Annotated in this window: 18 protein-coding genes and 1 pseudogene; 10 read left to right on the top strand and 9 right to left on the bottom strand. The window is 70.6% G+C overall.

Features of this window, described 5'->3' with window-relative positions:
• Nucleotides 1–182: 182 nt before the first annotated feature.
• The gene (locus ALI22I_RS34670; protein ID WP_077009756.1) at nt 183–2912 is read right to left on the bottom strand and encodes an AfsR/SARP family transcriptional regulator; all 2730 of its coding nucleotides are present in this window, start codon (nt 2910–2912) and stop codon (nt 183–185) included.
• A 226-nt stretch (nt 2913–3138) separates the two neighbouring features.
• Here ALI22I_RS34670 and ALI22I_RS34675 point away from each other — a divergent pair, with 226 nt between their 5' ends.
• The 6 genes from ALI22I_RS34675 (at nt 3139) to ALI22I_RS34695 (ending at nt 10119) form a co-directional block, all read left to right on the top strand.
• Complete coding sequence (locus tag ALI22I_RS34675) at nt 3139–3486, top strand: hypothetical protein (RefSeq protein WP_238598729.1); 348 nt, start codon at nt 3139–3141, stop codon at nt 3484–3486.
• 14 nt (nt 3487–3500) lie between these two features.
• Nucleotides 3501–5147, top strand: coding sequence for a PPE domain-containing protein (locus ALI22I_RS34680; protein WP_083752229.1), 1647 nt, complete (start codon nt 3501–3503; stop codon nt 5145–5147).
• Nucleotides 5144–5911 (top strand): ESX secretion-associated protein EspG, encoded by a 768-nt coding sequence (locus ALI22I_RS34685; RefSeq protein ID WP_077009759.1) that lies wholly within the window; start codon nt 5144–5146, stop codon nt 5909–5911. Before ALI22I_RS34680 ends, ALI22I_RS34685 begins: the two co-directional genes overlap by 4 nt.
• Nucleotides 5912–6652: 741 nt before the next feature.
• Nucleotides 6653–6820 carry a hypothetical protein gene (locus tag ALI22I_RS51445; protein ID WP_179118460.1) on the top strand — a complete coding sequence of 56 codons (168 nt, stop codon included), beginning with the start codon at nt 6653–6655 and terminating at the stop codon, nt 6818–6820.
• Between the two features lie 299 nt (nt 6821–7119).
• Nucleotides 7120–9237, top strand: a complete 2118-nt coding sequence (locus ALI22I_RS34690) for a putative bifunctional diguanylate cyclase/phosphodiesterase (RefSeq protein WP_179118461.1) — start codon at nt 7120–7122, stop codon at nt 9235–9237.
• Between the two features lie 45 nt (nt 9238–9282).
• Nucleotides 9283–10119 (top strand): S1C family serine protease, encoded by an 837-nt coding sequence (locus ALI22I_RS34695; protein ID WP_077009761.1) that lies wholly within the window; start codon nt 9283–9285, stop codon nt 10117–10119.
• 194 nt (nt 10120–10313) lie between these two features.
• On the opposite strand, the gene ALI22I_RS34700 is transcribed toward ALI22I_RS34695, so the two are convergent.
• Nucleotides 10314–11549: a class I SAM-dependent methyltransferase gene (locus ALI22I_RS34700; RefSeq protein WP_077009762.1), complete on the bottom strand. Its 1236-nt coding sequence runs from the start codon at nt 11547–11549 to the stop codon at nt 10314–10316.
• A 14-nt stretch (nt 11550–11563) separates the two neighbouring features.
• Nucleotides 11564–12925, bottom strand: a complete 1362-nt coding sequence (locus tag ALI22I_RS34705) for an FAD-binding oxidoreductase (protein WP_077009763.1) — start codon at nt 12923–12925, stop codon at nt 11564–11566.
• 88 nt (nt 12926–13013) lie between these two features.
• Here ALI22I_RS34705 and ALI22I_RS34710 point away from each other — a divergent pair, with 88 nt between their 5' ends.
• Nucleotides 13014–14606, top strand: a complete 1593-nt coding sequence (locus ALI22I_RS34710; protein ID WP_077009764.1) for an acyl-CoA dehydrogenase family protein — start codon at nt 13014–13016, stop codon at nt 14604–14606.
• Complete coding sequence (locus tag ALI22I_RS34715; RefSeq protein ID WP_077009765.1) at nt 14603–15358, top strand: crotonase/enoyl-CoA hydratase family protein; 756 nt, start codon at nt 14603–14605, stop codon at nt 15356–15358. The genes ALI22I_RS34710 and ALI22I_RS34715 overlap by 4 nt, the downstream gene beginning before the upstream one ends.
• Nucleotides 15359–15576: 218 nt before the next feature.
• Here ALI22I_RS34715 and ALI22I_RS34720 read toward each other — a convergent pair whose 3' ends face one another.
• The 4 genes from ALI22I_RS34720 to ALI22I_RS34735 form a co-directional block, all read right to left on the bottom strand.
• Nucleotides 15577–16731: an acyl-CoA dehydrogenase family protein gene (locus ALI22I_RS34720; protein ID WP_077009766.1), complete on the bottom strand. Its 1155-nt coding sequence runs from the start codon at nt 16729–16731 to the stop codon at nt 15577–15579.
• Between the two features lie 3 nt (nt 16732–16734).
• A complete protein-coding gene (locus ALI22I_RS34725; RefSeq protein ID WP_077010150.1) occupies nt 16735–18651 on the bottom strand; it encodes an acetyl/propionyl/methylcrotonyl-CoA carboxylase subunit alpha in 1917 nt (638 codons plus the stop codon).
• 35 nt (nt 18652–18686) lie between these two features.
• Complete coding sequence (locus tag ALI22I_RS34730; RefSeq protein WP_077009767.1) at nt 18687–20291, bottom strand: carboxyl transferase domain-containing protein; 1605 nt, start codon at nt 20289–20291, stop codon at nt 18687–18689.
• Between the two features lie 110 nt (nt 20292–20401).
• Complete coding sequence (locus ALI22I_RS34735; RefSeq protein ID WP_077009768.1) at nt 20402–21190, bottom strand: SGNH/GDSL hydrolase family protein; 789 nt, start codon at nt 21188–21190, stop codon at nt 20402–20404.
• 190 nt (nt 21191–21380) lie between these two features.
• Between ALI22I_RS34735 and ALI22I_RS34740 the strand changes: the two genes are divergently transcribed.
• Nucleotides 21381–21974, top strand: coding sequence for an SACE_7040 family transcriptional regulator (locus tag ALI22I_RS34740; RefSeq protein ID WP_238598730.1), 594 nt, complete (start codon nt 21381–21383; stop codon nt 21972–21974).
• A gap of 144 nt (nt 21975–22118) precedes the next feature.
• Nucleotides 22119–24200, top strand: coding sequence for a phospholipase A2 (locus ALI22I_RS34745; protein ID WP_238598731.1), 2082 nt, complete (start codon nt 22119–22121; stop codon nt 24198–24200).
• A gap of 42 nt (nt 24201–24242) precedes the next feature.
• Here ALI22I_RS34745 and ALI22I_RS55735 read toward each other — a convergent pair.
• Both ALI22I_RS55735 and ALI22I_RS34755 read right to left on the bottom strand, forming a co-directional pair.
• Nucleotides 24243–25076, bottom strand: a pseudogene (locus ALI22I_RS55735) (acyltransferase family protein); the annotation flags it as partial.
• Complete coding sequence (locus tag ALI22I_RS34755; RefSeq protein WP_077009772.1) at nt 25073–25747, bottom strand: alpha/beta hydrolase; 675 nt, start codon at nt 25745–25747, stop codon at nt 25073–25075. The pseudogene ALI22I_RS55735 and the gene ALI22I_RS34755, both read right to left, overlap by 4 nt.
• Nucleotides 25748–25761: the final 14 nt, after the last annotated feature.

The following is a 25761-nucleotide window of genomic DNA, read 5'->3' on the forward strand; positions in this document are numbered from 1 at the left end:
AACTCACCTGTTCCGAACGTAGGACACGCCCGCGTGTCCAACGTTCAGAACGCGCGTGTCCAACGTTCAGAACGCGCGTGTCCAACGTTCAGAACGCGCGTGTCCAACGTTCAGAACGCGCGTGTCCAACGTTGGGAACGCGCGTGTCCAACGTTCGGGATACCCGAGTTGAGCGTTCGGGGTCAGGGGTAGGTGGTGACGTCGAGTTTGCGGGCGAGGTCGTCGGCGTCGGCCAGGCGGAGGTCGTGGTAGAGCTGCAGGGCGGCCAGCCAGTGCGGTCTTGCGGCGGCTGGGCCTTCCGATTGCTCCAGGACGTCGCCGATCGCGCGGTGGCACAAGGCCTCTTGGTAACGGTCGCCGAGGCGGGTGGCCAGCGCCAAGCCGGCGCGGTACGACTCCAAGGCCTCGTCGGCACGGCCCAGTTGCTGCGACGCCGTGCCCACGGTGTGCAGGGTCGCGGTGTGGGCCTTGGACGGCGCGGACGGGAACAGGCTCAGGGCTTCGGTGGCGTGGCGCAGGGCCTCCTCCGGCTGGTGCTTGCGCAGCAGCACGTTGGCCAGGTTGTTCTGGATGCTCGCCTGCGACCGGTTGTCCCCGACCTCCCGCGCCACCTCCAGCGCCTCCAGGATCGTCGCCTGCGCCCGGTCCAGCTGGTCGTCGGCCATCAAGCAGTAACCCAGGTTCGCCAACGCCGCCAGCTCCAGGTGCCGATCACCGTCGGCCAACGACGCCGCCCGCGTGCACGCCTCGATCGCCTCGTCGATCCGCTCCAGATCCGCCAGCGTGGACCCCAACCGCAGCAGGAACGTCGCCTCCGCGTGCCGGTCACCCAGGTCATGCGCCGCGGCCAGCCCGATCCGGCACAACGTCAACCGGTCCAGCCGGTTGCCACGCCGGAAGTGGAACGCGTCCAGGCACAACGCCAGCTGCCAAGTCCGCTCCCGCTGCCCACCGTTCAACGCGATGTCCAGCGCCAGCCCCAGGTTCGCCTCTTCCAACGTGAACCAGTCCAACGCCGCCGCGTGCGACGACAGCTCCGGGAACGACGCCGGCCGGTGCTCGGCCGGCCCGAACGGCCGGACGTGGTCGGACAGGTGCGCCCGCGCATGGTCCGCCACGTGCAGGTAGTAGTCCAGCAACCGGTGAGTGGCCATCTGGTTGTCCACTTCGGACTCGGTGGCCGCCAGGTGGTGGGTGAACAGCCGCACCAGGTCGTGCCGCGAGTACCGGTCCGGCGTCGACTCGTGCAGCAGGTTCGCGTAGGCCAACGTGCGCAGGTGGGTGCGCGCGCTGACCACGTTGATCTCCAGCAACGCCGCCGCCGTGTAGCTGTCCAGTTCCGTGCCGAGGTGCAGCCCGAGCCGCCTGAACAGCCGCGCCGCACCTTCGGGCAGCTCCCGGTAGCTCACCGCCAACGCCGCGTGCACCCCGCGTCCCGCCTCGGGCAGCGACAACGCCGACAGCCGCCCCTGCTCGTCACGCAGCTCGTCCACCAGCGACTGGATCGTCCACCGCGGCCGTGACGCCAACCGCGCGCCCGCGATCCGCAACGCCAACGGCAGCCGGTCGCACAGCTCCGCCAGCTCGGCCACCGCGTCCGGCTCCTGCTCGATGCGCTGACGTCCGAGCAGCGCCGCCAACAGGTGCTCGGCGCTCTCCTCCGGCAACGTCGGCACGTGCAGCGAGGACGCGCCCTCCATGACGACCAGGTCGTCCAACCGGTGCCGGCTCGTCACCAGCACCAGGCACCGCGCCGACCCCGGCAGCAGCGGCCGGACCTGCTCGGCCGACCGGGCGTTGTCCAGGAACACCAGCACCCGGCGTCCGGCCAGCAGCGACCGGTACTGCGCGGCCTGGCCCTCCAGGTCCACCGCGATCTGCGAATCGGTCAGCCCCAACGCCCGCAGGAACCCGATCAACGCCGTCCGCGGGTCCAGCGGCTCGGTCTCGTCGAACCCGCGCAGGTTCACGAACAGCTGTCCGTCCGGGAAGTCACCGGCCACCCTGTGCGCCCAACGCAGCGCCAGCGCCGTCTTGCCCACCCCGGCCGGGCCGACCAGCAGCCCGATCGCCGAGTCCTGCCCGCTCAGGCTCGCACCGAGGTCCGACAGCTCCATCTCCCGGCCGACGAACCCGCGGTGCTCGCGCGGCAACTGCGCGGGCGCGTGGTCCACCGGCGTCGAAGGCGCGGTGTCGCCGGCCAGCACGGTCTGGTAGGCGTCACGCAGCTCCGGCCCGGGGTCCACGCCCAGCTCGTCGGCCAGCCGTTCCCGCGTCCGGTGGAACAACGCCAACGCCTCGGCCTGCCGCCCGGTCCAGTGCAGGGCCAGCACCAGCCGTGACACCAACGCCTCGCGCAGCGGGTTGGCGTCCACCGCGTCACGCAGCCCGGACACCGCCTCGGCCGCCCGGTCCAGCCGCGACAGCCGGGTCGCCAACTCCTGCACGGCCACCAGCCGCAGCTCCTCCAGCCGCGCGGACACCGCCTCCCGCAGGTGGTCGCCCGGCACGTCGGCCAGCACCGGCCCCCGCCACAACGCCAGCGCGTCCTGGAGCAGCTTCGCGGCCTCTTCGTCGGTGGCGTCACGTGCGGTGGCCAACAGGTCCTCGAACCGGAACACGTCCACCCGCGCCCGTTCGCCGGTCAGCACGTAACCGGGGGCACGGGTGACAAGCGCTACACCGTCGGTCAGGACCTTGCGGAGTTGGGCGATATGTCCTTGAAGGGCGGCTTTCGCCTGCGGCGGGGGTGATCCGTCCCACACCAGATCCAGGAGTCGGTCACCGGACACCACCCGGTTCAGTTCCAGCGCGAGGGCCGCCAGGACCGTCCGCCGCTTGGCCGCGCCCAGCCGGACAGTGTCACCACCTGCGGAAACCAGCTCAACGGGGCCAAGCAGGTTCACCCGCATCCTGAAGACCTTTCGGCATTGTCACCGTGTAGTCGAAGAGTTTCGCACAGTCGTCGTCGCTGACCGGAGGGCCGCGTTGGGGTGACGTTGGCCGGGCGTTGGAGCACACCGGGAACGTGGGTTTCGTCCAGCAGGCTGCCTTCGCGAGGGATACCCGATGTACATCGCCGAATCCGGGGATGAAGTGGCCCCGCCCCAGGAGGTCCCGACCGTGAACGGTCAGGTCGTGGCACTCTCGGAGACCGTCAACTCCGGGCGGGTGTCGCTCGATCCCGCCACCGGCGAAGAACTGCGCAAGATGCTCCTGGAGCAGATCGACCAGGTGGACTCGTGGCTGGAGCGCGCCGGCCGGCTCGCCCGCCCCGCGCCGATCGGCGCGAACCCCGTCGGCGACAGGTTGGCGCAGAAGTTCGAGGCGCGCGCGGACGGCGACCCGCGGTCGTTCGTGGCCGTGATGACCGCCTACCGCGAGGTCCTGCAGCAGACGCACGACTCGGTGCAGAACGCGATCCGCAACTTCACCGCGATCGACGAGGAGCACGGCGCCGAGCTGACCAGGCTGAGCGGGAACTGAGAGGGCTGGGGACGATGGCGATGCAGCAAGACGACCGCGAGATCGACCTGGTCCTGACCGACACCCAGAACTGGGCGTCCCGGTCGCACCGCGAGTTGTACGAGGCGGTGCACAACAACAACGACCCCGGCCAGACCGGTGAGATCGGCTCCGAGTGGGGCCAGTTCGGCACCGAGCTGACCGAGTCCGCGCGGCTGATCAACGAGCGGGTGGCGGTCAGCGAGTCCGGGTGGACCGGTGACGCGGCGGACGCGGCGCGGCTGGCGATCAAGCGGCTGGCCGAGTGGGTCACGCACACCGCCGAGACCGCGGTCGAGGTCGGCAAGCGGGTGCAGGACGAGAGCCAGATCATGGAGAACGCCCGGGCCAGCATGCCGGCGCCGGTCGAGTTCAACTGGGACCAGGCCACCGGGGCGTTCACCGCGGGCGGCATCTCCGGGTTGGCCAGTTCCGCCGCCGACGTGCAGGCGGCCAACGACCACGCGCGGGCGTTGCACGAGCACGCCGTCACGGTCATGGGCACGATGGAGCGGGAGTCGCAGGCGGTCGACCAGACCACACCGCAGTTCACCGCGCCGTTCAACCCGGTCACCGGCCGCACCGAAGAGCCGCAGGTCGCGATGATGCGCGCGACGGCCACCACCACGTTGGCCGGCGTGGCGGACAGCGCCGGTGGTGGCGGTGGGGACGCCGCGACCAAGCCTTCGGGCTACGTGACGCAGCAGGCCCAGCCGGCGCAGATGTCGCAGGCGGGGCAGCCGATGGAGCGGACGCAGGCGCAGGCGGGGCAGCAGATGACGCCCGCGCAGCCGGCCGCGTACACGCCGGCGGCGGCTTCGTACTCGCCGGCTTCGTCCCCGACCGGTACTTCCGGTTCGTACTCCGGTGGCGGCGGCACGTACACGAGCGGCAGTGCGGCGCCGACGACTCCGGCGACTCCGATGTACCGGCCCGAGGGCACCACGGCCGCCGCCGCGGCGGCTCAGGTGCCGGTGGCGAACCCGTACACGCCGTCCAACACCGGTTACACCCCTTCCGGTGGTAACTACAACCCTCCCGGCGGCGGGTACAACCCGCCCGGCAGCAGTGGTTACGTGCCGCCGTACCAGCCGGCCAACCCGAACGCCGTGCCGCGCCAGGGCGGTGGCACCCTGCCGCCCGGCGTGCGGCCGCCGAACTACATCCCGGCCGGCAGCCCAGGCACGCCTCCCGTGACCGGCACGCCCGGTGGTGGCGGTGCGGGTGGCGGTGGCGGCGGTGGTGCGGGCGGTGGTGCCGGCGCTGGGCGGATGCCCGGTGGTGGCATGCCTCCGGGTGGGTTCGGCGGCGGTGGCGGCGCCGGTGGCTTCGGCCCCACGGGGTCCGGTGGTGGCGGTGGCTCGATGTCCGCCGGTGGTTCGACCGGCGTGGTCGGCCCCGGTGCGCGTGGCCCGATGCAGGCCGGTGGTTTCGGTCCCGGTGGCGCGGGCGCGGCGGGGGCCCCGATGGGCGGCGCACCGATGGGTGGCGGCGCGCCCGCGGGTGGTCAGCAGGGCGAGGACAAGGAGCACCGGGCCGCGGCGTACATCCGCGGTGAGGACATCTTCGACGTGCCGGGCGAGAACCTGCCGCCGTCGGTGATCGGTGGCGCGAAGCCGCGCAAGAAGGGCGACTCGCAGTGATCGAGCCGGAGTTCGTGCTCACCCCGCGTGAGCTGGACGTGCTGTGGCACCACCTCGACCTGGGACGGCTGCCGTACCCGTTGGACGTGCCCAGCCAGGGCTCCACCGAGGAGGAGCGCAAGCGTTTGCGGGAGGAGGTGCTCGCCGCGTACGGCGAGCCCGACCCCCGGCTGCTGGGGCTGCTCCGGCTGCTCGGCAACCACGAGGTGGCGGTCGACGCGGTCGCCCACGTGGACCGCGCGGTGCGTGCGGTGGCCGTGTCCAACGGTGAGCGCGGTGCGTTGGCGGTGATCGACAGCGGCTCGATCGGCGTGCTGGAGATCCGGCCGACGGCGTTGGCGCGGTCGATCGTCGAGGTGCTGCCGGACGGGTCGGCGGGGCCGGGCAGCGCGTTGTCTCTGCGACTGGAGACGTTGAACGCGGCCGTGGCGTTGCAGGACGAGCAGCCGGACGACGACGAGGACGACCCGTGGGGCAGCGGCGGCGAGCTGGACGAGCGGGAGGCGTTGCAGAAGGCGGGGTTGTCGCGTGAGGACGCGACGGTGGTCAGCGAGCTGGCCACCAGCCGGGTCGCGGGCGGCCAGTTCGGCGTCATGGTCGGCGGCGGCTACCGCCGTGAGCGCGCCGGCGCCCTGATCACGTGGTTCGACACCCACCAGGGCCGGTACCTGATGGTCCACGAAGACGGCTGGCTCAGCCTCGCCCCAACCGACAACGACCGCATCGCCACCCGAATCGCCTCAGTCCTCTCCACCGTCTCCTGACAACACCCGAGAGTCGAACCCCCAGACCCCGAGAGTCGAACGCTCAAGACCCCCGAATTCAACACTCAAGACCCCCGAATTCAACACTCAGGACCCGCGTACCCCGTCCTGAGTGTTGAACTCACCCGACCTGAGCGTTCGACTCTCGCGACCCGAACGTACGACTCACGCGCGTGTCCAACGTTCAGAACGCGCGTGTCCAACGTTCAGAACGCGCGTGTCCAACGTTCGGAACGGGTGAGTTGAACGCTCGGGACGTGTGAGTTGGGGTGGGGTCGCGCAAGGGTTCCCGAACGGTGGACTGGGTTGAGTGGGGTGTGGGGCGTTGCCATGCTCGGGACGTGACCCAACCACTCGACCTGCGCGCCGCACGTCGATCGTATGCGCGCACGACACCGTCCGGCCAAGGCAGTCCGCGATTTGGACACCCGTCGAACCCCCGTTGACGATGCCCCCGCACACCACTCCGCCGACCCCCTCGCGCGTCTCCCTCAACATCGTTGGCGCGTCGGCGTTTCCCCCCGCTACGGAAGGTACTGACGTGCCTGTTGACTTCCCGGGATCGGCGGCCCCAACGACGGTTCGGAGACGCACCCGGAAGCCCGACCGGCGCAGATCGGGGCCCTGTCGGAACGCTTCGCAGGGGTACCCGCCAGGGGACCCCTGCTTTCATTTTACTGGCGGGGTACGACAATTCCGGGCTGTTCGACCGCACCGACCGGCAGGCTCACCACGAGAAGCGTGGTCGCCCTGACCGCCCTGCTGGCGCGCGTCGTCTCCGGCTGGGGCGGCGCGGCCGATGCGGGCCGGTCTACCTTGCAACAGCGGCACATCGACGTGGTGATGAGCACGGTCAACGGACTGCGTTACGCCCCCGACAACCAGCCCAACCGGGAGTTTCTCGCCTGAACCCGGCCCAGGGTGGGTAACGGGGTCGGTCGGATCGGGGCACTTCGCCTCCCCCGGTCCGACCGACGGTCCGATCAACAGTCCGATCGACCCCTCATGTGGCCCAGGAAGTCTTGATCGCCTTGCCGTTTGCCCGTCGAGGGCAAGTAAGCTGAATGGGACCGACGGTCCACCCTTACACCATTCGAGTGACAATGGGCCGGAAATGCGCACATCGGCGTATCGCGGTGATCTGCTCTCGCGCGACACGTCGACAACCACGGTGACCCTCGACGATTGGCCCGCAGAGCTGAATGAAGATGGGCGAACAGGCAGGTGTGGCGGGGCTCGGTGACGAACCCGGGGCAGCCCGGGCCGGCTTCGCGCGCCGTTGGGCCGCGGCCATCGCCCCCACCGTCCCGGCCGACGCGGTCGCCGGCCTGGAGGAGCTGCTCGCCGGGTTCACCGCTGACCTGTGCGCGGCGGTCCGGCCTGACGGGCAGACGTCCGCCGCACAACAGGTCGGTCGTGGGCTGATCGGGCACGGCCTGGTGTCCGCCGAGACGTTGGAGCGGACGCTCGCGTTCGTCGGCGAACACCTGCTCACCGATTTCGACCTGCCCGACGAGCCCCGACGCCTGATGGCCGTGCTCGGCGCGCTCGCCGCCGGGTTCAGCGACGGCCTGCTCAAGCGCACGCTGGACGAGCAGGAGCACCACCGGGCCGAGGCGCTGCGGGCCGCCCGATCGGCCGAAGCGGCGGTACGGGCGGGTGAGGCGAAGTTCCGCGCCGTGTTCCAGACCTCGGCGCTGGGCATCGCGGTGTCCGACGTGAACGGCGTGATCCTCGACTGCAACGACGCCTTGCTGGGCATGCTGGACCGCACCGTCGAGGAGTTGATCGGGTCGGTGAGCCGCGACCTGGTCCACCCCGACGAGCGCGCGGTGATCTCGCGGACCGCCAACCAGTTGATGGCCGGCCACGAGCACGTGCGCGTGGAGACGCGGCTGGTGCGGGCCGACGGCGACATCGTCGACGTGCTCATCGCGCTGGCCCTTTTGCGGGACGACGACGGTGAGCCCGCCTACTACGTGACGATGGTCGAGAGCATGGACGAGGTCCGTGCTCTCCAGTCGCAGCTGCTCAGGCAAAGCCTGAACGACGTGCAGACGGGCTTGGCCAACCGCACGCAGTTCGTCGGCTGGCTGGAGAACGCGGTCGGCTCCCAGGGCCCGGCGACGCTCGCGCTGGTCGTGTTCGACCTCGACGGGTTCCGGGTGGTCAACGACGCGTACGGGCACGAGGTCGGCAACATGATCCTCACCGCCGTCGCCCGGCACCTGCGGTCGGTGTTCGACGGGATCGGGCTGTGCGCCCGGATCGGGCCGGACGAGTTCGGCGTGCTGATCCGCGACCCGGCCGACGTGCCGACCGTGGTGGCGCTCGCCGAGGAGGTCGTCGACCGGCTCGCCGAACCGGTGTGGGTCGATGACGACGGCATCGGCGTCACCGCCAGCGTCGGCATCGTGGTCCAGCCCGCGCGCGGCGCGGACGCGGCCGAACTGCTGCGGCGCGTCGACCTGACCGTGCGGTGGGCCAAGGACGACGGCAAAGCCCAGTGGGCGCTCTACGACCAGGGCCGGGACCAGCGGGAACGGTCCCGGATGCGGTTGGCCGCGTCCATCTCCGGCGGGCTGGAGCAGGGCGATTTCCAGGTCCACTACGAGCCCGTTCGCTCACTTGAGGACGGCACGCTGCTCGCCGTCGAGGCGCGGTTGCTCTGGGACCACCCGACCGAGGGCCTGTTCGACCCGCAGACGCTGGTGTCGCTGTCCACGGCCACCGGCATGGCGGTGCGGCTGGGCAAGTGGGCGATCGAGCAGGCGTGTGCCGACGCCGGTCGGTGGTACGCGGAGTTCGGCGAAGCCGCGCCGGTGCTGAGCATGGACCTGAGCGCCCGGCAGTGCCAGGAGCCGGAGCTGGTGGCGACCGTGCGGCGGGCGTTGCGGGAGAGCGGCCTGCCGGCGCGGCTGCTGCAGTTCGAACTGGGCGAGCAGCTGCCCGTGCTGATCAGCGACGACCAGGTGGACGAGTTGACGTTCCTGGCCGAGCACGGTGTGCGGCTGGTGCTCGACCGGATGGGTGGCGGCAACGTGCCGGTGGAGCGGTGGCGGCGCATCCCGTTGACCGGGATGAAGTTCCAGGGTTCACCGGTGCAGGGGTTGGGCGAGCGCGCCAATCGGGTCGAGAAGAGCGCGGCCGTGGCGCTGCTCACGTGGGCGCGGACGTTGGGCATTCCTCTCTATGCGGCGGGTGTGCGGACCGGGTTCGAGGCGCGGCGGCTGGTGGAGCTGGGTGTGACCGGGGCGCAGGGGCCGCTGTACGGGTCGTCGCTGCTGGCGTTCGACGAGGTTTCCGCGATTCTTGGCAAGTCCTGACGGGACGCTCAGGCTGTTCATAGGGTCCGGGGCGAGTCTGGGGTCATGACACAGGACTTCACCGCGTTGCGCGGGTCGTTGGAGGAGCGGGCGCCGTTCTGGCGGCGGCGCACGGGCACGGTCGTGACGGCGGCGGCGCTGGCCGCCGCGTTGTTCGGCGGGGTCACCGGTGGGGTGGTCGGCGCGCTGAACGCGCCGGACGCTTCGGTGACGGCGGTCAGCAGTCCGGTCGCGCTGAACGCCTCGTCCACTTCGGATGTTTCGGCGATCGCGGCGAGCGTGCTGCCGAGCGTGGTGCAGGTGAACGTGGTGTCGGCGCAGGGGCAGGGCGTCGGTTCCGGCGTGGTGCTGACCGCGGACGGTCGGATCCTGACCAACAACCACGTGGTGGCGGGCGCGCAGCAGGTGACGGTGACGCTGAGCGACGGGCGGACCGTGGACGCCACCGTCGTGGGGACGGACCCGTCCAGCGACCTGGCGCTGGTGCAGGCGTCCGGGGTGAGCGGGCTGACGCCGGCCAAGTTCGGCGACTCCGACCAGGTGAAGGTGGGTGACCAGGTGGTGGCGATCGGCTCGCCGGAAGGCCTCCAGGGCACCGTCACGTCGGGGATCGTCAGCGCGTTGGACCGCACGGTGACCGTGCCCGGCACGTCGACCGGACGTCGTGGCTCGTCGGCGGTCAGCTACCAGGCCATCCAGACGGACGCGTCGATCAACCCGGGCAACTCGGGCGGGCCGCTGATCAACTCGGCCGGCCAGGTCGTCGGCATCAACTCGGCGATCTACTCGCCCGCGTCGGAGAGCGGTGAGGCGGGCAGCGTGGGCATCGGCTTCGCCATCCCGTCCAACCAGGTGCAGCAGATCATCGGCCAGTTGGGCTGATACCCCTCGAATATCCCTCGCAACCGTGCCGGCCCGCGAAAGGGCCGGCAGGTTCGTGCGCGGGATGGGACACCGAACCGGGGCGCGAGGCGTACTTCATCGAGGCCGGCGGCGAACTCGCCGGGTTCGCACTGGCCCGCACCAGGCTCCGGTTCCGGGTGGCGTGACCGACGGCCACGCCACCCTCACCAGGATCAGCTCAACCACTCGGGGCGCAACGGCATCCCCGACGTGGTGCCGTCCAACTTCACGCCCAGCACCTGGTGCAGCTGGATGTTGTTGCGCTCGAACCCGAGCCGGGACGCGGCCAGGTACAGCCGCCACACCCTGGCCCGACCCAGCCCCACCTCGGAGACCGCCTCGTCCCAGTGCTTGTCGAGGTTGGCGCACCACGCCGCCAACGTCATGGCGTAGTGCTCGCGCAGGTTCTCCTCGTGCCGCACCTCGAACCCGGTGTCGTGCATCAGCGACACGATGTGCCCCGGCCCGACCAGCTCGCCGTCCGGGAACACGTACCGGTCGATGAACCCGCCGGTCCGCGCCGGGTGCCGGTTGTCCGGCCGGGTGATGCAGTGGTTGAGCATCCGCCCACCGGGCCGCACCTTCCGGTACAGGGCGCGGAAGTACGCGGGCAGCTTCGCCTTGCCGATGTGCTCGGTCAGGCCGATCGAGCTGACCGCGTCGAACCCGTCCTCCCGCACGTCGCGGTAGTCCAGGTAGCGCACCTCGGCCAGCTCGGACAGCCCGGCCTCGACGATGGCCTTCTGCGCCCACTCCGCCTGGTTGCGCGACAGCGTCACGCCCAGCGCCTTCACGCCGTACTCGCGCGCGGCGTGCATGACCATCCCGCCCCAGCCGCAGCCCACGTCCAGCAGCCGCATCCCCGGCTTGAGGCCGAGCTTGCGCGCCACCAGGTCGTGCTTGGCGAACTGCGCCTGCTCCAGAGTGGACTCCGCGGTGGGGTACACCGCGCACGTGTAGGCCATCGACGGCCCGAGGATCCACTCGTAGAACGTGTTCGACACGTCGTAGTGGTGCGCGATCGCCTCGCGGTCACGCGCCTTCGAGTGCCGCAGACCGCGCAACCGGCGCTCCTGCGGCGGCACCTCCACCCGCGTAGCCAGCCGGGTACGCCCGAGAGTCGCCAACAACTCCAACCGCTCGCCCCAGGGCACCTCCCTCAGCGACATCTCGGACAGGTGCGTCAACGCCCCGTACACGTCGCCGATGATCTCCAGGTGCCCGGTCACGTACGCGCGGGCCAACCCCAGCTCACCCGGCGCCGATGCCAGGTACGACAACGCCTCCGGTGTGCGCACCTCGATGCCTACATCCGCGTCGGCCGGCCCAGCCTTGCTGCCGTCGTACGCACTGAACCGCACGGACGCGTCTCCTCCGACCGCCCGCTGGAACACCTCCGCCAACCGCATGACCCCGGCTCCCTTCACCTACGGAGAACACACTTGGCGTACAAATCGGGCAGCCGGCCCGCCGGGTCGTACCGCTTCTTCAGGTCCTGGTACGTCGGGCCGTTGTAGTTGTCCCAGAACTCCTCCTCGCCGTAGTACGAGTCGGAGTACAGCGACTTGTGCCCACCCAGCTCGGTGACCTTGTCCTCGATCAGCCGGTTCCGGCTGCCCAGCTCCTCGTCGGGCCGCAGCGACACCGTCGACCAGAAGCCGACGTTGACGTACAGCACCTCCGCGTCCATCGGGTAGAGCGGCCAGCCACCCGTGCGGTCCTTCAACCGCACGGGGCACAGCCACACCGGGCTGATGCCGATCTCCCGGTGGAAGAAGTCCAGGAACTCGGCGAGCCGGTCCACCGGGATCTCCACGTCCTGGATCACCGGCTCCTGCACCGCCTTGTTCAACCGGTCCGACAGCTTGTGCCGCCGGTCCCACGCCACGACCTTGCGGTAGACGTCCGACCGCAGGTACCGCTTGGGGATCAGCCGGCGCACCACCGGGTGCTGCACGCCGAACGCGCGCGAGCACCAGAACCAGTCGGTGTCCCACCGCCACAGGTAGTCCCGCACGGTCAGGTAGTCGGTGCGCCGCTCCTGGATGGACCGGTAGTAGATGTGGTTGCCGGTGTAGTCCGACGTCCACGGCGCGGTGTCGGCCCAGTTCGCCAGCGTCAGGTACTGCTCTCCGCCGGAGAACACCGTGCCGTCCACGAAGTCGACCGGCTCCCCCTGGTAGGCGCCCTCGGCACAGACCGCGGAGATCACCTCGGCGCACTGCGCCGCGTCACCGAACGGCACGTGCCGCAGCCGCACGAACGGCTTCACCGGTTCGAGTTCGATCTCCAGCCGCAACGCGTAGCCGAGCGTGCCGTAGGAGTTCGGGAATCCGCGAAACAGATCGTCCTCCGGGCCGACGACAACGACCTCGCCGTCACCGGTCATCACCTCCAGTTCGCGCACGGACTCGTGCGGGAGGCCGTTGCGGAACGAGCTGGACTCGATGCCGAGGCCGGCCACCGCGCCGCCCAGGGTGATCGTCTTGAGCTGCGGCACGACCAGGGGCATCAGGCCGTGCGGCAGGGTGGCGTCCACCAGGTGCTCGTAGGTCGTCATGCCCTGTACCTGCGCGGTTCGTGCGGCGGGGTCGACCGACAGCACCTGGTCGAACCGGGCGACGTCCAGCCCACCGGACTGGTCGGCGCGGAACCTGAACAGGTTCGACGTCGACTTGGCCAGGCGCACGGGTGCGCCCGCCGGAATCGCCGCGTACTGACCGCGCAGCGCGGCCACCGCCTGACTGTGCTCCGATACGCGGCTCCGCCGAGGGTGATCGCTCACCGGGACGACGTTAGGCCGCCGAAGCTTGATCAGCACGCCTAAATTTCACCGGTCTCGAAGTTACCGACGGGTAGTACCCTCCAGGACTATGACCCACACCACTCACGAGGTGACCAACCAGGTCCCGCCGATGGAAGGCCACGACGTTTCCGCCGACCCGGTGCTGCTGGACGGGTTGCACCGCGGCGGGGCGGAGTGGGCCGAACCGGAGCTGCGCTCGCTCGGCGTGCTCGCGGGCACCGCGCACGTCCAGGCCCTCGGCCGGCAGGCCAACGCGCACCCACCCGTGCTGCACACCCACGACCGGTACGGGCACCGGATCGACGAGGTCGAGTTCCACCCCGCCTGGCACGAGCTGATGCGGACCGCGGTGTCGAACGGCCTGCACGCGGCGCCGTGGCGGGACGACCGGCCGGGCGCGCACGTCGCCCGCGCGGCCAAGTTCTTCGTCTGGATCCAGGCCGAGGCCGGGCACGGGTGCCCGATCTCGATGACCTACGCGGCCGTGCCCGCGTTGCGCCATACGCCCGCGTTGGCCGAGCGGTTCGAGCCGCTGCTGGCGTCCCGCGAGTACGACTTCGGGTTGCGCGCGCCGTCGTCGAAGCGCGGGCTTCTCGCGGGCATGTCGATGACCGAGAAGCAGGGCGGCTCGGACGTTCGGGCGAACACCACGCGCGCCGTGCCACGGGGTGACCACTACCTGTTGACCGGGCACAAGTGGTTCACCTCGGCGCCGATGTGCGACCTGTTCCTGACCCTGGCGCAGGCGCCGGGCGGCCTGTCGTGCTTCGTGGTGCCGCGCGTGCTGCCGGACGGAACGCGCAACGCGATGTTCCTGCAACGGCTCAAGGACAAGCTGGGCAACAAGTCCAACGCGTCGTCCGAGGTGGAGTACGACGGCGCGGTCGGCTGGCTGGTCGGCGAGGAGGGCCGGGGCGTGCGGACCATCATCGAGATGGTCAACCGGACCCGGCTGGACTGCGTGCTGATGTCGGCGGCCGGGATGCGGTTCGGGCTGACGCAGGCCACGCACCACGCGGCGCACCGCAAGGCGTTCGGGGAGTACCTGGTCGACCAGCCCGCGATGCGCAACGTGCTGGCCGACCTGGCGGTGGAGTCGGAGGCGGCGACCACGGTGGCGCTGTGGCTGGCCGGGAACCGCAGCCGGCTGGGGCTGGCGGTGACGAAGTACTGGGTGTGCAAGCGGGCTCCGGTGCACGCGGCCGAGGCGTTGGAGTGCCTGGGCGGGAACGGGTACATCGAGGACTCGGGGATGCCGCGGATGTTCCGCGAGTCGCCGTTGTCGTCCATCTGGGAGGGGTCGGGCAACGTCGCCGCGTTGGACGCGTTGCGTGCGCTCGGGCGTTCGCCGGAGGCCGTGGAGGAGTTCTTCTCCGAGTTGGACGCGGCACGCGGCGCCGATCGGCGGCTGGACGCGGCGGTCGACGGGATCAAGGATGAGCTGACCGATCTCGATGACCTCGAACTGCGGGCGCGCAGACTGGTGGAGCGGATGGCGTTGGTGTTCCAGGGGTCGTTGCTCGTGCGGCACGGGCACCCGGCGGTGGCGGACGCGTTCTGCGCGTCCCGGCTGTCCGGTGACTGGGGCGTGGCGTTCGGCACGCTGCCGCGCGGGGTGGACTTCGGTGCGATCGTGGAACGGGGGCTGCCGAAGCTGTGAGTTCGGTACGGGTGGAGCGGTCCGGGCCGGTGTTCACCGTGCTGCTGAACCGGCCGGCCGTGCGCAACGCGGTGGACGGGCCGACCGCGCACACGTTGACCGAGGTGTTCCGGGAGTTCGACGAGGACCCGACGGCGGCGGTGGCCGTGCTGCACGGGGAAGGCGGCACCTTCTGCTCGGGTGCGGACCTGAAGGCTCTCGGTACGGCCCGCAGCAACGACCCCACGTCCCCGTCCGGCCCGATGGGCCCGACCCGGCTACGCCTGTCCAAGCCGGTGATCGCGGCGGTGTCCGGGCACGCGGTGGCGGGTGGGCTGGAGTTGGCTCTGTGGTGCGACCTTCGGGTGGCCGACGAGGACGCCGTGTTCGGGGTGTTCTGCCGACGGTGGGGCGTGCCGCTGATCGACGGCGGCACCGTGCGGTTGCCCCGGCTGATCGGCGCGTCCCGCGCCATGGACCTGATCCTGACCGGCCGCCCCGTCCAAGCCGACGAGGCCCTCCACATCGGCCTGGTGAACCGCCTCGTCCCGCCCGGCACCTCCCGCACCGCCGCCGAGGCCCTAGCCCTCGAACTAGCCGCCTTCCCCCAGATCTGCCTACGCGAGGACCGCCTCTCCCTCCTGGAACAAGAAGACCTCCCCGAGCAGGACGCCCTGACCAACGAACTAACCCACGGCCTGACCTCTCTCAACGAGGTCGAAAAGGGCCTCCACCGCTTCCGCTCCGGCGAAGGCCGCCACGGCCACTTCTGACCCCACACGCGCGTGTCCTACGTTCCGACCGCGCGTGTCCAACGTCCAGAACAGGCGTGTCCAACGTCCAGAACACCCGAGTTGAACGTTCAGAACGGGCGTGCGAAGTCCTGAGCGTTCAACTCGCCCGTTCCGAACGTTGGACACGCGCGTTCCGAACGTTGGACACGCGCGTTCTGAACGTTGGACACGCGCGTTCCGAGCGTTGGACACGCGGGTTAGTGGAGGCCTAGGTCGCGGGCGATCAGGATTTTTTGGACCTCGCTGGTGCCCTCGCCGATTTCGAGGATCTTGGCGTCGCGGTAGAAGCGGCCGACGGGGTACTCGTTCATGAAGCCGTAGCCGCCGAAGATCTGGGTGGCTTCGCGGGCGTTGTCCATGGCCGCCTCGGACGACACGAGCTTGGCGATGGCGGCTTCGCGCTTGAAGGGCTCGCCGCGCAGCATCTTCGCCGCTGCCTGGTAGTAGGCCAGGCGGGCGGTGTGCGTGCGGGCCTCCATCTCGGCGATCTTGAACTGGATCGCCTGGTACGAGCCGATCTTGTGGCCGAACGCCTCCCGCTCCCCGGCGTACCGCAGGCACTCGTCCACGCATCCCTGCGCGAGGCCGACGCCGATGGCGGCGATGGCGACGCGTCCCTCGTCCAGAGTCTGGAGGAACTGCGCGTACCCGCGCCCCTGCTCGCCGACGAGGTTCGCGACAGGCACCCGGCAGTCCTGGAACGACAGCTCGCGGGTGTCCGAAGCGTTCCAGCCGACCTTGGAGTACTTGCGCGACACCGAGAAACCGGGCGTCCCGGCGGGCACGATGATCGCCGAGATCTCCGGGCGACCGTCCTCCCGCCGCCCGGTCACCGCCGCCACCGTCACCAATCCGGTGATATCCGTACCCGAATTGGTGATGAACGCCTTGGTCCCGTTGATCACCCACTCGCCACCGTCCAGCCGCGCGGTCGTGCGCAGAGCACCGGCGTCCGACCCGCTACCGGGCTCCGTCAACCCGAACGCCCCCAGCGACGAGCCAGAGCACAGCCGGGGCAGCCACTCGGCCTTCTGCTCGGCCGAGCCGAACCGGAACAGCGGCATCGCGCCCAGCGACACCCCGGCCTCCAGCGTGATCGCCACCGACGAGTCGACCCGCGCCAACTCCTCCAACGCCAGGCACAACGCGAAGTAGTCGCCGCCCATCCCGCCGAACTCCTCCGGGAACGGCAGCCCGAACAGGCCCATCCGCCCCATCTTGGCGACGATCCCGTACGGGAACTCCTCGCGCTCGTAGAACCCGCCGATGACCGGCGCGACCTCCTCGCGCGCGAACTCCTGCACGGTCTTGCGCAGGGCCTCGTATTCCTCGTCAAGGCGGAAGTCCAACATCGCTCACTCCTGGTGGGACACGACGACGGCTAGGGGTTGGTCCAGCGCGACCTGTTGGCCCGCCTGGACCCGCACTTCGGCGAGCACGCCGTCCACGGGTGAGGTGACGGTGTGCTCCATCTTCATCGCTTCGACCACGAACAACGCCTGGCCGGCGGTCACGTGCTCGCCCTGCGCGGCACGCACCACGAGCACCGTGCCGGGCATCGGGCTGGTTACCGGACCACCCCTGCCCGCCACCGCCGACGACGACACCTCCGACGGCAGGGTCTCGGTCAACGCCCACGCGTGCCCGTCCGCACCCAGCCACAGCACGTCACCGGACCGGGCCATCGCGTACCGCCGACCGCCGACCACGAGCGCCGAACCGTCGAGAAAAGCCCGCAACCGCAACGGTTCCCGGCCATCGACCGACACCTCGTCACCACGCACCCGGACTTCGACACCGTCGATCAGCCACTTGGTCCACGCGTGCTCGCCGATCCGCCACCCGCCGGACCACTCCCACGGGTCGTCACCGCGCACCGCGAGCTGCCGCTCCAACGCCGCCGCCGCCAGTACCTCGTCCGGCACGTCGTGCCGCACCAACGACTCCAGCTTGCGCTCCACCAACCCGGTGTCCAACGCACCCGCACGCACGTCGGGGTCCGCCAGCAACGCCCGCAGGAACGGGATGTTCGTCGTCACGCCGAGCACGACCATCCGCCCCAAAGCGGAGTCCAACCGGCGCAACGCCTCCGCCCGCGACGACCCGTGCGCGATCACCTTGGCCAACATCGGGTCGTAATCGCTGCCCACGGTCAACCCGACCCGCAGCGCCGAGTCCACCCGCACGTCCGACGGCTCGTGCAGCGCCAGCACCGTGCCACCGGTCGGCAGGAACCCACGCGCCGGGTCCTCGGCGTAGACCCGGGCCTCCACGGCGTGCCCGGACAACGTCACGCTCGTGAAGCCGAGGGGTTCACCGGCCGCCACCCGGAGCTGCCACTCGACCAGGTCGACGCCCGTCACCAGCTCGGTGACCGGGTGCTCGACCTGGAGTCGGGTGTTCATCTCCATGAAGTAGTAGTCGCCGGACGCGCCGTCCACGATGAACTCGACCGTCCCGGCGCCGACGTACCCGACCGCCTTCGCCGCCTCGACGGCCGCCGTGCCCATGGCCTCCCGCATGGCCTCGGAAACCAGCGGCGACGGCGCCTCCTCGATGATCTTCTGGTGTCGCCGCTGGAGGCTGCACTCCCGCTCGCCGAGGTGCACCACCCCGCCGTGCGCGTCGGCCAGCACCTGGATCTCGATGTGCCGCGGGTTGCCGACGTACCGTTCGATCAGCAACGCGTCGTCACCGAACGACCCGCGCGCCTCCCGCCGTGCCGACTCGATCGCGTCCCGCAATCCCGCGGGCGACTCCACCAGCCGCATACCCTTGCCGCCACCACCGGCGGACGGCTTCAGCAGCACCGGGAACCCGATCTCCGCGGCGGCGGACACCAGGTCGTCGTCCGTCATCCCGACCTCGGTCCGCCCCGGCACCACCGGCACACCGGCCGCCGCGACGGTCAGCTTGGCGCGGATCTTGTCGCCCATCGCCTCGATCGCCTCGGCGGGCGGCCCGATGAACACCAGCCCGGCCTTCTCGCACGCCCGTGCGAACTCGGCGTTCTCGGCCAGGAACCCGTAACCGGGGTGCACGGCCTGCGCCCCCGTAGACAACGCGGCCTCGACGATCCGCTCCACCGACAGGTAGCTCTCCCGCGCCGACGCCGGCCCGATCCGCACCGCCACGTCGGCCTGCCGCACGTGCAGCGCGTCCACGTCCGCGTCGCTGTAGACGGCCACCGACCGAATCCCGAACCGCCGCAACGCGCGGATCACGCGCACCGCGATCTCACCGCGGTTGGCCACCAGAACGCTGTCGAACATCTCTTGGCGAAACATCTCGCTGTTGAACATCCCCGTCACATCCGGAAGACGCCGTAGGAAACCGGCTCGATCGGGGCGTTAGCCGCCGTGGACAACGCCAGGCCCAGCACCATCCGGGTGTCGAGGGGGTCGATCACGCCGTCGTCCCACAGCCGCGCCGTGGAGTAGTACGGGTTGCCCTGGTCCTCGTACTGCTGCCGGATCGGCGCCTTGAACGCCTCTTCCTCTTCAAGCGACCACGCGTCGCCGAGCTGGTCGCGCCGCACCGTCGCCAACACCGAGGCGGCCTGCTCACCACCCATCACGGAGATCCGCGCGTTGGGCCACATCCACAGGAACCGGGGCGAGTACGCCCGCCCGCACATGGAGTAGTTGCCCGCGCCGAACGACCCGCCGATGACCACGGTGAACTTCGGCACCCGCGCGCACGCCACCGCCGTCACCATCTTCGCGCCGTGCTTGGCGATGCCCGCCGCCTCGTACTCGCGGCCCACCATGAACCCGCTGATGTTCTGCAGGAACACCAGCGGCACGCTGCGCTGGTCGCACAGCTGGATGAAGTGCGCGCCCTTCAACGCCGACTCGCCGAACAGCACCCCGTTGTTGGCCACGATGCCGACCGGGTGACCGTGGATCCGGGCGAACCCGGTGACCAGCGTCGCGCCGTACTCCTTCTTGAACTCCTGGAACCGGCTGCCGTCCACCACCCGCGCGATCACCTCGCGCACGTCGTAGGGGGTGCGGCTGTCCGTCGGCACCACCCCGTACAGCTCGGCGGGGTCGACGGCGGGCTCCACGGTCGGCTCGACCTGCCAGGGCCTCGGCAGACGCGGGCCCAGCGTGCTGACGATCGAGCGCACGATCCGCAGCGCGTGCGGGTCGTCCTCGGCCAGGTGGTCGGTGACGCCGGACGTGCGCGAGTGCAGCTCGCCGCCGCCCAGCTCCTCGGCCGTGACGACCTCACCCGTCGCGGCCTTCACCAGCGGCGGGCCGCCGAGGAAGATCGTGCCCTGGCCGCGCACGATCACCGCTTCGTCCGACATCGCGGGCACGTACGCGCCGCCCGCCGTGCACGACCCGAGCACGGCCGCGATCTGCGGGATGCCCCGACTGGACATGGTGGCCTGGTTGAAGAAGATCCGGCCGAAGTGCTCGCGGTCCGGGAAGACCTCGTCCTGCTTCGGGAGGAACGCGCCGCCGGAGTCCACCAGGTAGACGCACGGCAGGTGGTTCTGCAACGCCACCTCTTGGGCGCGCAGGTGCTTCTTGACCGTCAACGGGTAGTAGGTGCCGCCCTTGACGGTGGCGTCGTTGGCCACGACCACGACCTCGCGGCCGGAGACGCGGCCGACACCCGTGATGACGCCGGCGGCGGGCGCCTCGTCGCCGTACATGCCGTCGGCGGCCAGCGGGGAGAGTTCGAGGAACGGCGAGCCGGGGTCGAGCAGCGTGTCCACCCGGTCACGGGGCAGCAGCTTGCCGCGCTCCACGTGCCGGGTGCGTGCCTTCTCCGGGCCGCCTCGGGCGGCCTTGCGGAGTTTGGCGCGCAGGTCGTGCACGAGCCGGGCGTGCTCGTCGTGGTAGCGCCGGAAGGCGTCGGCCGACTTGTCGGCCGTGCTGCGCAGCACCGGGGCGTCCATCGGGCTCCTCGCGGTTAGCAGTCGTTAACCTGAGGAGATGTTAGCGCCTGTTAACTCCGGTTCACAAGGCGAAGGGGGCCGTGCGCACGGCCCCCTTCAGACCGTGGACGTCAGCCCGTGACGGCGGTGAGCTGCGGCAGGTAGCCGAGGCGCTGGCCGTTGCGGTTGGGGTGGTAGGACTCCTCGACCGGCCAGGACAGGCTGTTCAGCCACCAGTCCGACGAGCAGATCTCGTGCCCGACGAACGCCGTGCGCAGGTCGCGGTAGGAGAACGCCTTCGCGCCCGCCCGCGCGGAGATGACCTGGTGCAGGGTGTCGGCGGCGGAGTTGATCGCCGAGCGCTTGGTGTCGCTCAGGCCGACCGAGCAGCTGCCCGGCACCTTGTACAGGCGCGGGTAGCCGAGCACGACGACCGTGGCGGACGGCGCGCGGTTGCGGATCTGCGTGTAGACGTTGTCCAGCAGGCCGGGCAGGGTGCCGGTGGCGTAGGCCTTGGCCTGGTTGACCCGGTTGACGCAGTCCTGGTCGGACCCGAACGTACAGGTGGTGATCACGTCGGTGAAGCCGGCGTCGTTCCCGCCGACCGAGATGCTGACCAGGGACGTGCTCGCGGCCAGCGCGCTGACCTGGTTGGCGAGCACGTCACCGGTCCGGGCGCCGGAGCAGGCCACGAACTTGAACGACGCGGGCGCGTGCGAGGCGGCCCAGAGGGCGGGGTAGCTGTACTGGCTGCGCTTGCAGCTGCCGGAATCGCTGTAGTACGAGCCGGTGCCCGTTCCGGAGGAGTAGGAGTCGCCGAGCGCGACGTAGTTGGCGGCGGCGGCTTCGGCCGGCACGACGAGTGCCAGTGACGCGGCGAATGCCAGCGCCGCGCTGGACAGGATTCGGACAAGGCGCATCGGAGCCTCCCGGAGGGAAACAACGCAGGGTGTGATGCGGGGCACAACAAGAGTTACCAGCAAGTAGCGCCAAATAAATAGAGTGGGTCAAGAGTTAACAACGTGTTTCCGATGCAATTGGTGATCTTCTGACGGCCAGCAGGTTAACGCCCGTTTACGTGCACTGGGCCGGCCGTTTAAGATGGGCGGCGTGCCAGACGAGCCAGCCAAGCAAACCCGCCGGGAGCAGATCCTGTCCGCCGCCGCCGAACTGTTCGCCCGGCACGGTTTCCACGGCGTCGGCATCGACGACATCGGCGCGGCGGTGGGGATTTCCGGACCGGCGCTGTACCGGCACTTCCGCAGCAAGGACGCCATGCTGGGCGAGATGCTGACGTCCATCAGCGAACGACTGCTGGAGGGCGGGCAGCGCCGGGTGGCGGCGTCGACCGACCCGGCGCACGCGCTGCGCGAACTCATCAGGTGGCACGTCGACTTCGCGTTGGACGATCCGGCGTTGATCACCGTGCAGATTCGGAACCTCGCAAACCTGACCGATCCCGACCGGCGGCGGGTGCGAGCGCTCCAACGCCGTTACGTCGAGGTGTGGGTGGAGATGATCCGCAAGACCTCGCCCGAAGTGGAGGAGCCGACCGCCCGTGCCGCCGCGCACGCCGTCTTCGGTTTGATCAACTCCACGCCGCACAGCGCGCACCTGGACCGCGACCAGATGGCCACCCTGCTGTCACAGATGGCCCTGGCGTCGCTCTCCGGAGCGCTTCCGTACCCGCGGGTGGGTGTTTGACTCTGGGGTGGGGATGGCTGGCGGTCGGGGGTGGGTCGTCCGTACCCTCGGCTATCAATGGGTGACGTGGCAGTGAACACCACCGGGGGATGGCCGGGGCTTCGGTTGCTTGCCCGCTTACCGGCCTGGTTCAGGTTCGTGCTGGTGGCACTGGCCGTTTTCGTGTGCGGGGTGATCGCGTCCCGGCCTGCGGGCGCCACCGACACCACACCGCTCACCGGTGACATCGCGACCGCCGCCAGGGCGGTCGAGGCGATGGCCAACCCGTCCGCGGTCAACCCGCTGGTCGAGTTCCCGGCGGATTTCAACGAGGTGACCAACCGGAAGCCGGTGGTGGTCACCACACCGGACGGGACCAAGCGCGCGATCGACCCGGCCGGTGGCTGTTCGGGACCGGCCGGCGACACGGAGTGGGACTTCGGGCCCGGCTGCAGGGCGCACGACCTGGGTTACGACCTGCTGCGGTACGCCGAGCACAAGGGCCGTCCGCTCAACCAGGAAGCCCGCAAGGTCCTGGACGCCCGCCTCGCCCGCGACATGCACGCCCAGTGCGATATCAACCCGCGCGGCCACGGCACCCGCTGCCACGCCACCGCGCAGCTCTACGCCGCCGGCCTGGAGTTCAACTCCTGGCGGCAGCGCTGGGGCCCGCCGGGCCACGAACCGGTGCTCGCCTGGGGCTTCGGCAGCGCCGTCGTGGTCTTCCTGCTGCTCGCCCGGCTGCCCGGGCTGCCCCGCCGCAAGGAAGGTGACCGGGAGCCCGAACCCTCCGACACACCGCGACCACGGGTCACCAACGACCGTTACGCCACCTTCCTGCGGCTGGCCGCGCTCGGCCTGGTGGTCCTGAGCCAGTCCCTGCTCACCGTGCTGCACTGGGCGGGCGTGAGCGCGAACTGGCTGTGGCTGCTCACCTGGGCCCTGCAGGCCATACCGGTGTTCTACTTCGCGGGCGGCCACGCGAACCTCACCAGCTGGCACGCCGTGCAGGCCGACCACGGCGGCTACGGCCGCTACCTGTCCGCCCGCATCTCGTGGCTGCTCCGCCCGGTCCTGGCGTTCGTGCTGGCGTGGCTGGTCCTGCCGCTGCCCCTGGAACTGCTCGACGTGGACAAGTCCCGCGTCGAGATGTTCGGCCGGCTGATCGCGTACCCGCTGTGGTTCCTCGGCCTCTACCTGGTCGCGGTGGCCGCCACCCCGGTCATGGCCTGGCTGCACCGCCACGCCCGCCTGGTCACGCCGGTCGCGCTGGTCGCCGTCATGATCGTGGTGGACGCGTTGCGGATCAGCCTGCACTGGCGCACCGGCGGCTACCTCAACCTGGTGCTGGGCGCGCTCCTGCTCCAGCAATTGGGCTTCCACTACGCCGACGGCAGCCTGCACCGCATCTCGCGCAAGGTGCTCGGCGCCCTCGCCCTCACCGCCGTCCCGGTGCTACTCGCGCTGATCACGTTCGGCGGCTACCCGCGCACGATGATGACGCTGCCCGGCGAGGGGAGCTCGAACCTCAGCCCGCCCACGGTGTGCCTGCTGGTGCTCGGCCTGGCCCAGATCAGCCTGGTCCTGCTGCTCCGACCGCGCGTCACGGGCTGGCTCGCCGGCCACCGCCAGTGGCGGGTCGTCGAGTACGCCCGCTCCGCGCCCATGACCGTCTACCTCGGCTACCTCACCGTGCTGGCCGCCGTGATCGGCGTGCTCGGCCTGCTGGACGCGCCCGCCGCGTTCGACTGGGTCGCCACCCGCCCCCGCTGGCTGACCGTGCTGGTGCTGCTGCTCCTGCCGGTCCTGCTGGTGTTCCACCGCTTCGAGCGCAACGCCGCGCTCAGCCCCTCCCGCACCAGGGAGACCCACCGCACCCGGCTCGCCGTCACGCTCGGCGCCGGCTACGGCGTGCTGGGCGTGCTCGGGTTCGTGGTGACCGGTTTCGCGGGCGCCGCGGGCACCCTGCTGGTGTTCAAGGTCGATCCGCTGCAGAACCTCATCCACCTGCTGCTCGGCTGGTACCTGCTGCACACCGCACACGCCGGCACCTGCCACGGCCGCCGTCCCTGGCTGCTCACCGCGCTGGCCTGCGTCCCGCCGCTGCTGGTGCTGGAGCCCACCGGCGCGATGGTCGTCCTGCACGGCGCGACGATCGCCGCCGCGCTGCTCGCGGCGATACCGAAGCAGTACCAGGCACGCACAACCGAACACCGGCAGCCACGTCCCGCGCTCCAACACCCATAGCGCGTCCGACGGCGGCGTGTGCAGACCGCGCAGCGAACCGAACACCGAGCCCACCAACGTCACCACCAGCAACGCGCTCTGGTGCACCAGGAAGATCGGCAACGCCCGCGCGTTCAACGCCTTGGCCTGGAACGACGGCCGGATCAGCAGCACCAGCCCGACCTGCGCCAAGGCCAACGCGAGGGCGGCGGCCGACGGCGGCGACAGGTTCGACTCCGCCGCGCCCGGCACCCCGACCGCGCTGGCCGGATAACCGGCGCGCAGGAGCAGGGCGAACGCCCCGGCACCCGCCACGAACAGCGCCGCACCCCACGAACGGTGCTGTCCTCTTTGGGCATGCCCGCGTTGGGCGAGGAGCACACCCACCTGCCACGGCGCCCACCACACCGCGACCACGTTCACCCAGCCGACGTCCAACGCCACCAACACCACCGGGATCACCACGCCCCACCACCCCAGCCGCAGCAGCAGCGGCGTGAACGCCGCCAGCACGACGTAAACGGCGAGGAACCACAACGGCGTGACGACGAGGTAGCCGACCGTCAGCACCGTCTGCTGCGGCAAGCCACGCATCGACAGTCCGAAAAGGACCGCAGCCCACAACCCCAGCAGCACCGCCACCGGCAGAACGAGCTTGCGCACCCGCCGCCACCAGGGCGTACCCGATCGGGCGGCCCCGAACCCCCCGGTGAAGAAGAACAGCCCCAACGTCTGGAGCACCCAGCTGACCGGCGCCAACTCGGGCATCCACCGCAGCGGGCTGTCCACCACCAGCCCGTCACCGGTCAGCACCACGGCCGTCACCAGCCAGTGCCCCAACACCACCCCGCCGATCGCGATCGCCCGCGTCGCGTCGATAACCGGGTCCCGCGTCATGGCCCCTCCCCCACCGCGATCCGGCCGAGAGCGCGCAACGACGGCGTGCCCTCCCGGAAGTACTCGTCGTGCTTGGCATCACCGACGTCGAACACCCGAGCCCCGAACGCCGGGTCGACCGGGTCCGTCCCGTGCCCCAGGTCCCCGAGCCGCACCGACGGCACCCACCGGGTCCAATCGCGACCACCGCGCGCCGCCCACACCCGCGCACCCGCGTCGACCGAATCCACCCGCACTCCGGGTGAGCCGAGGAACACCACGTCATCGACGGGCGGCTGGGCCAGCGCGCACACCACCGACCCGTAGCTGTGGCACATCAGGTGCACGTGACCGGGCAACGTTCGCACGTACTCGCCGAGCGCGACCGCACCGGCCCGCGCCAACCGCCCGCTCGCCGCGTCCACGCCGAGCCCGGACGGCGTCCGGTAGCCCATCCACGCGACCACGGCGACGTCGTCCCGGCCGACGGACGCGTGCAGGTCACGGGCCATCCGCCCGACCGTCGCCCCGAACCGCTGATCGTCCACATCGGACCCCGGCACGACCACCGCGACGTGGGCGGCACGCGCCAGGTCCCCGTGCACCTCGATCCGGGGCGTGAACGCGGGCGGGTCGCCACTCGGCGTGACCAGCACCAGCAGCGCGGCCACCAAGGCGATCTTCTTCGGCATGGCACCGAAACTAG

Origin of the sequence: Saccharothrix sp. ALI-22-I, assembly GCF_001984175.1 — a bacterium.
In the GTDB taxonomy this organism is placed as follows: Bacteria; Actinomycetota; Actinomycetes; order Mycobacteriales; family Pseudonocardiaceae; genus Actinosynnema.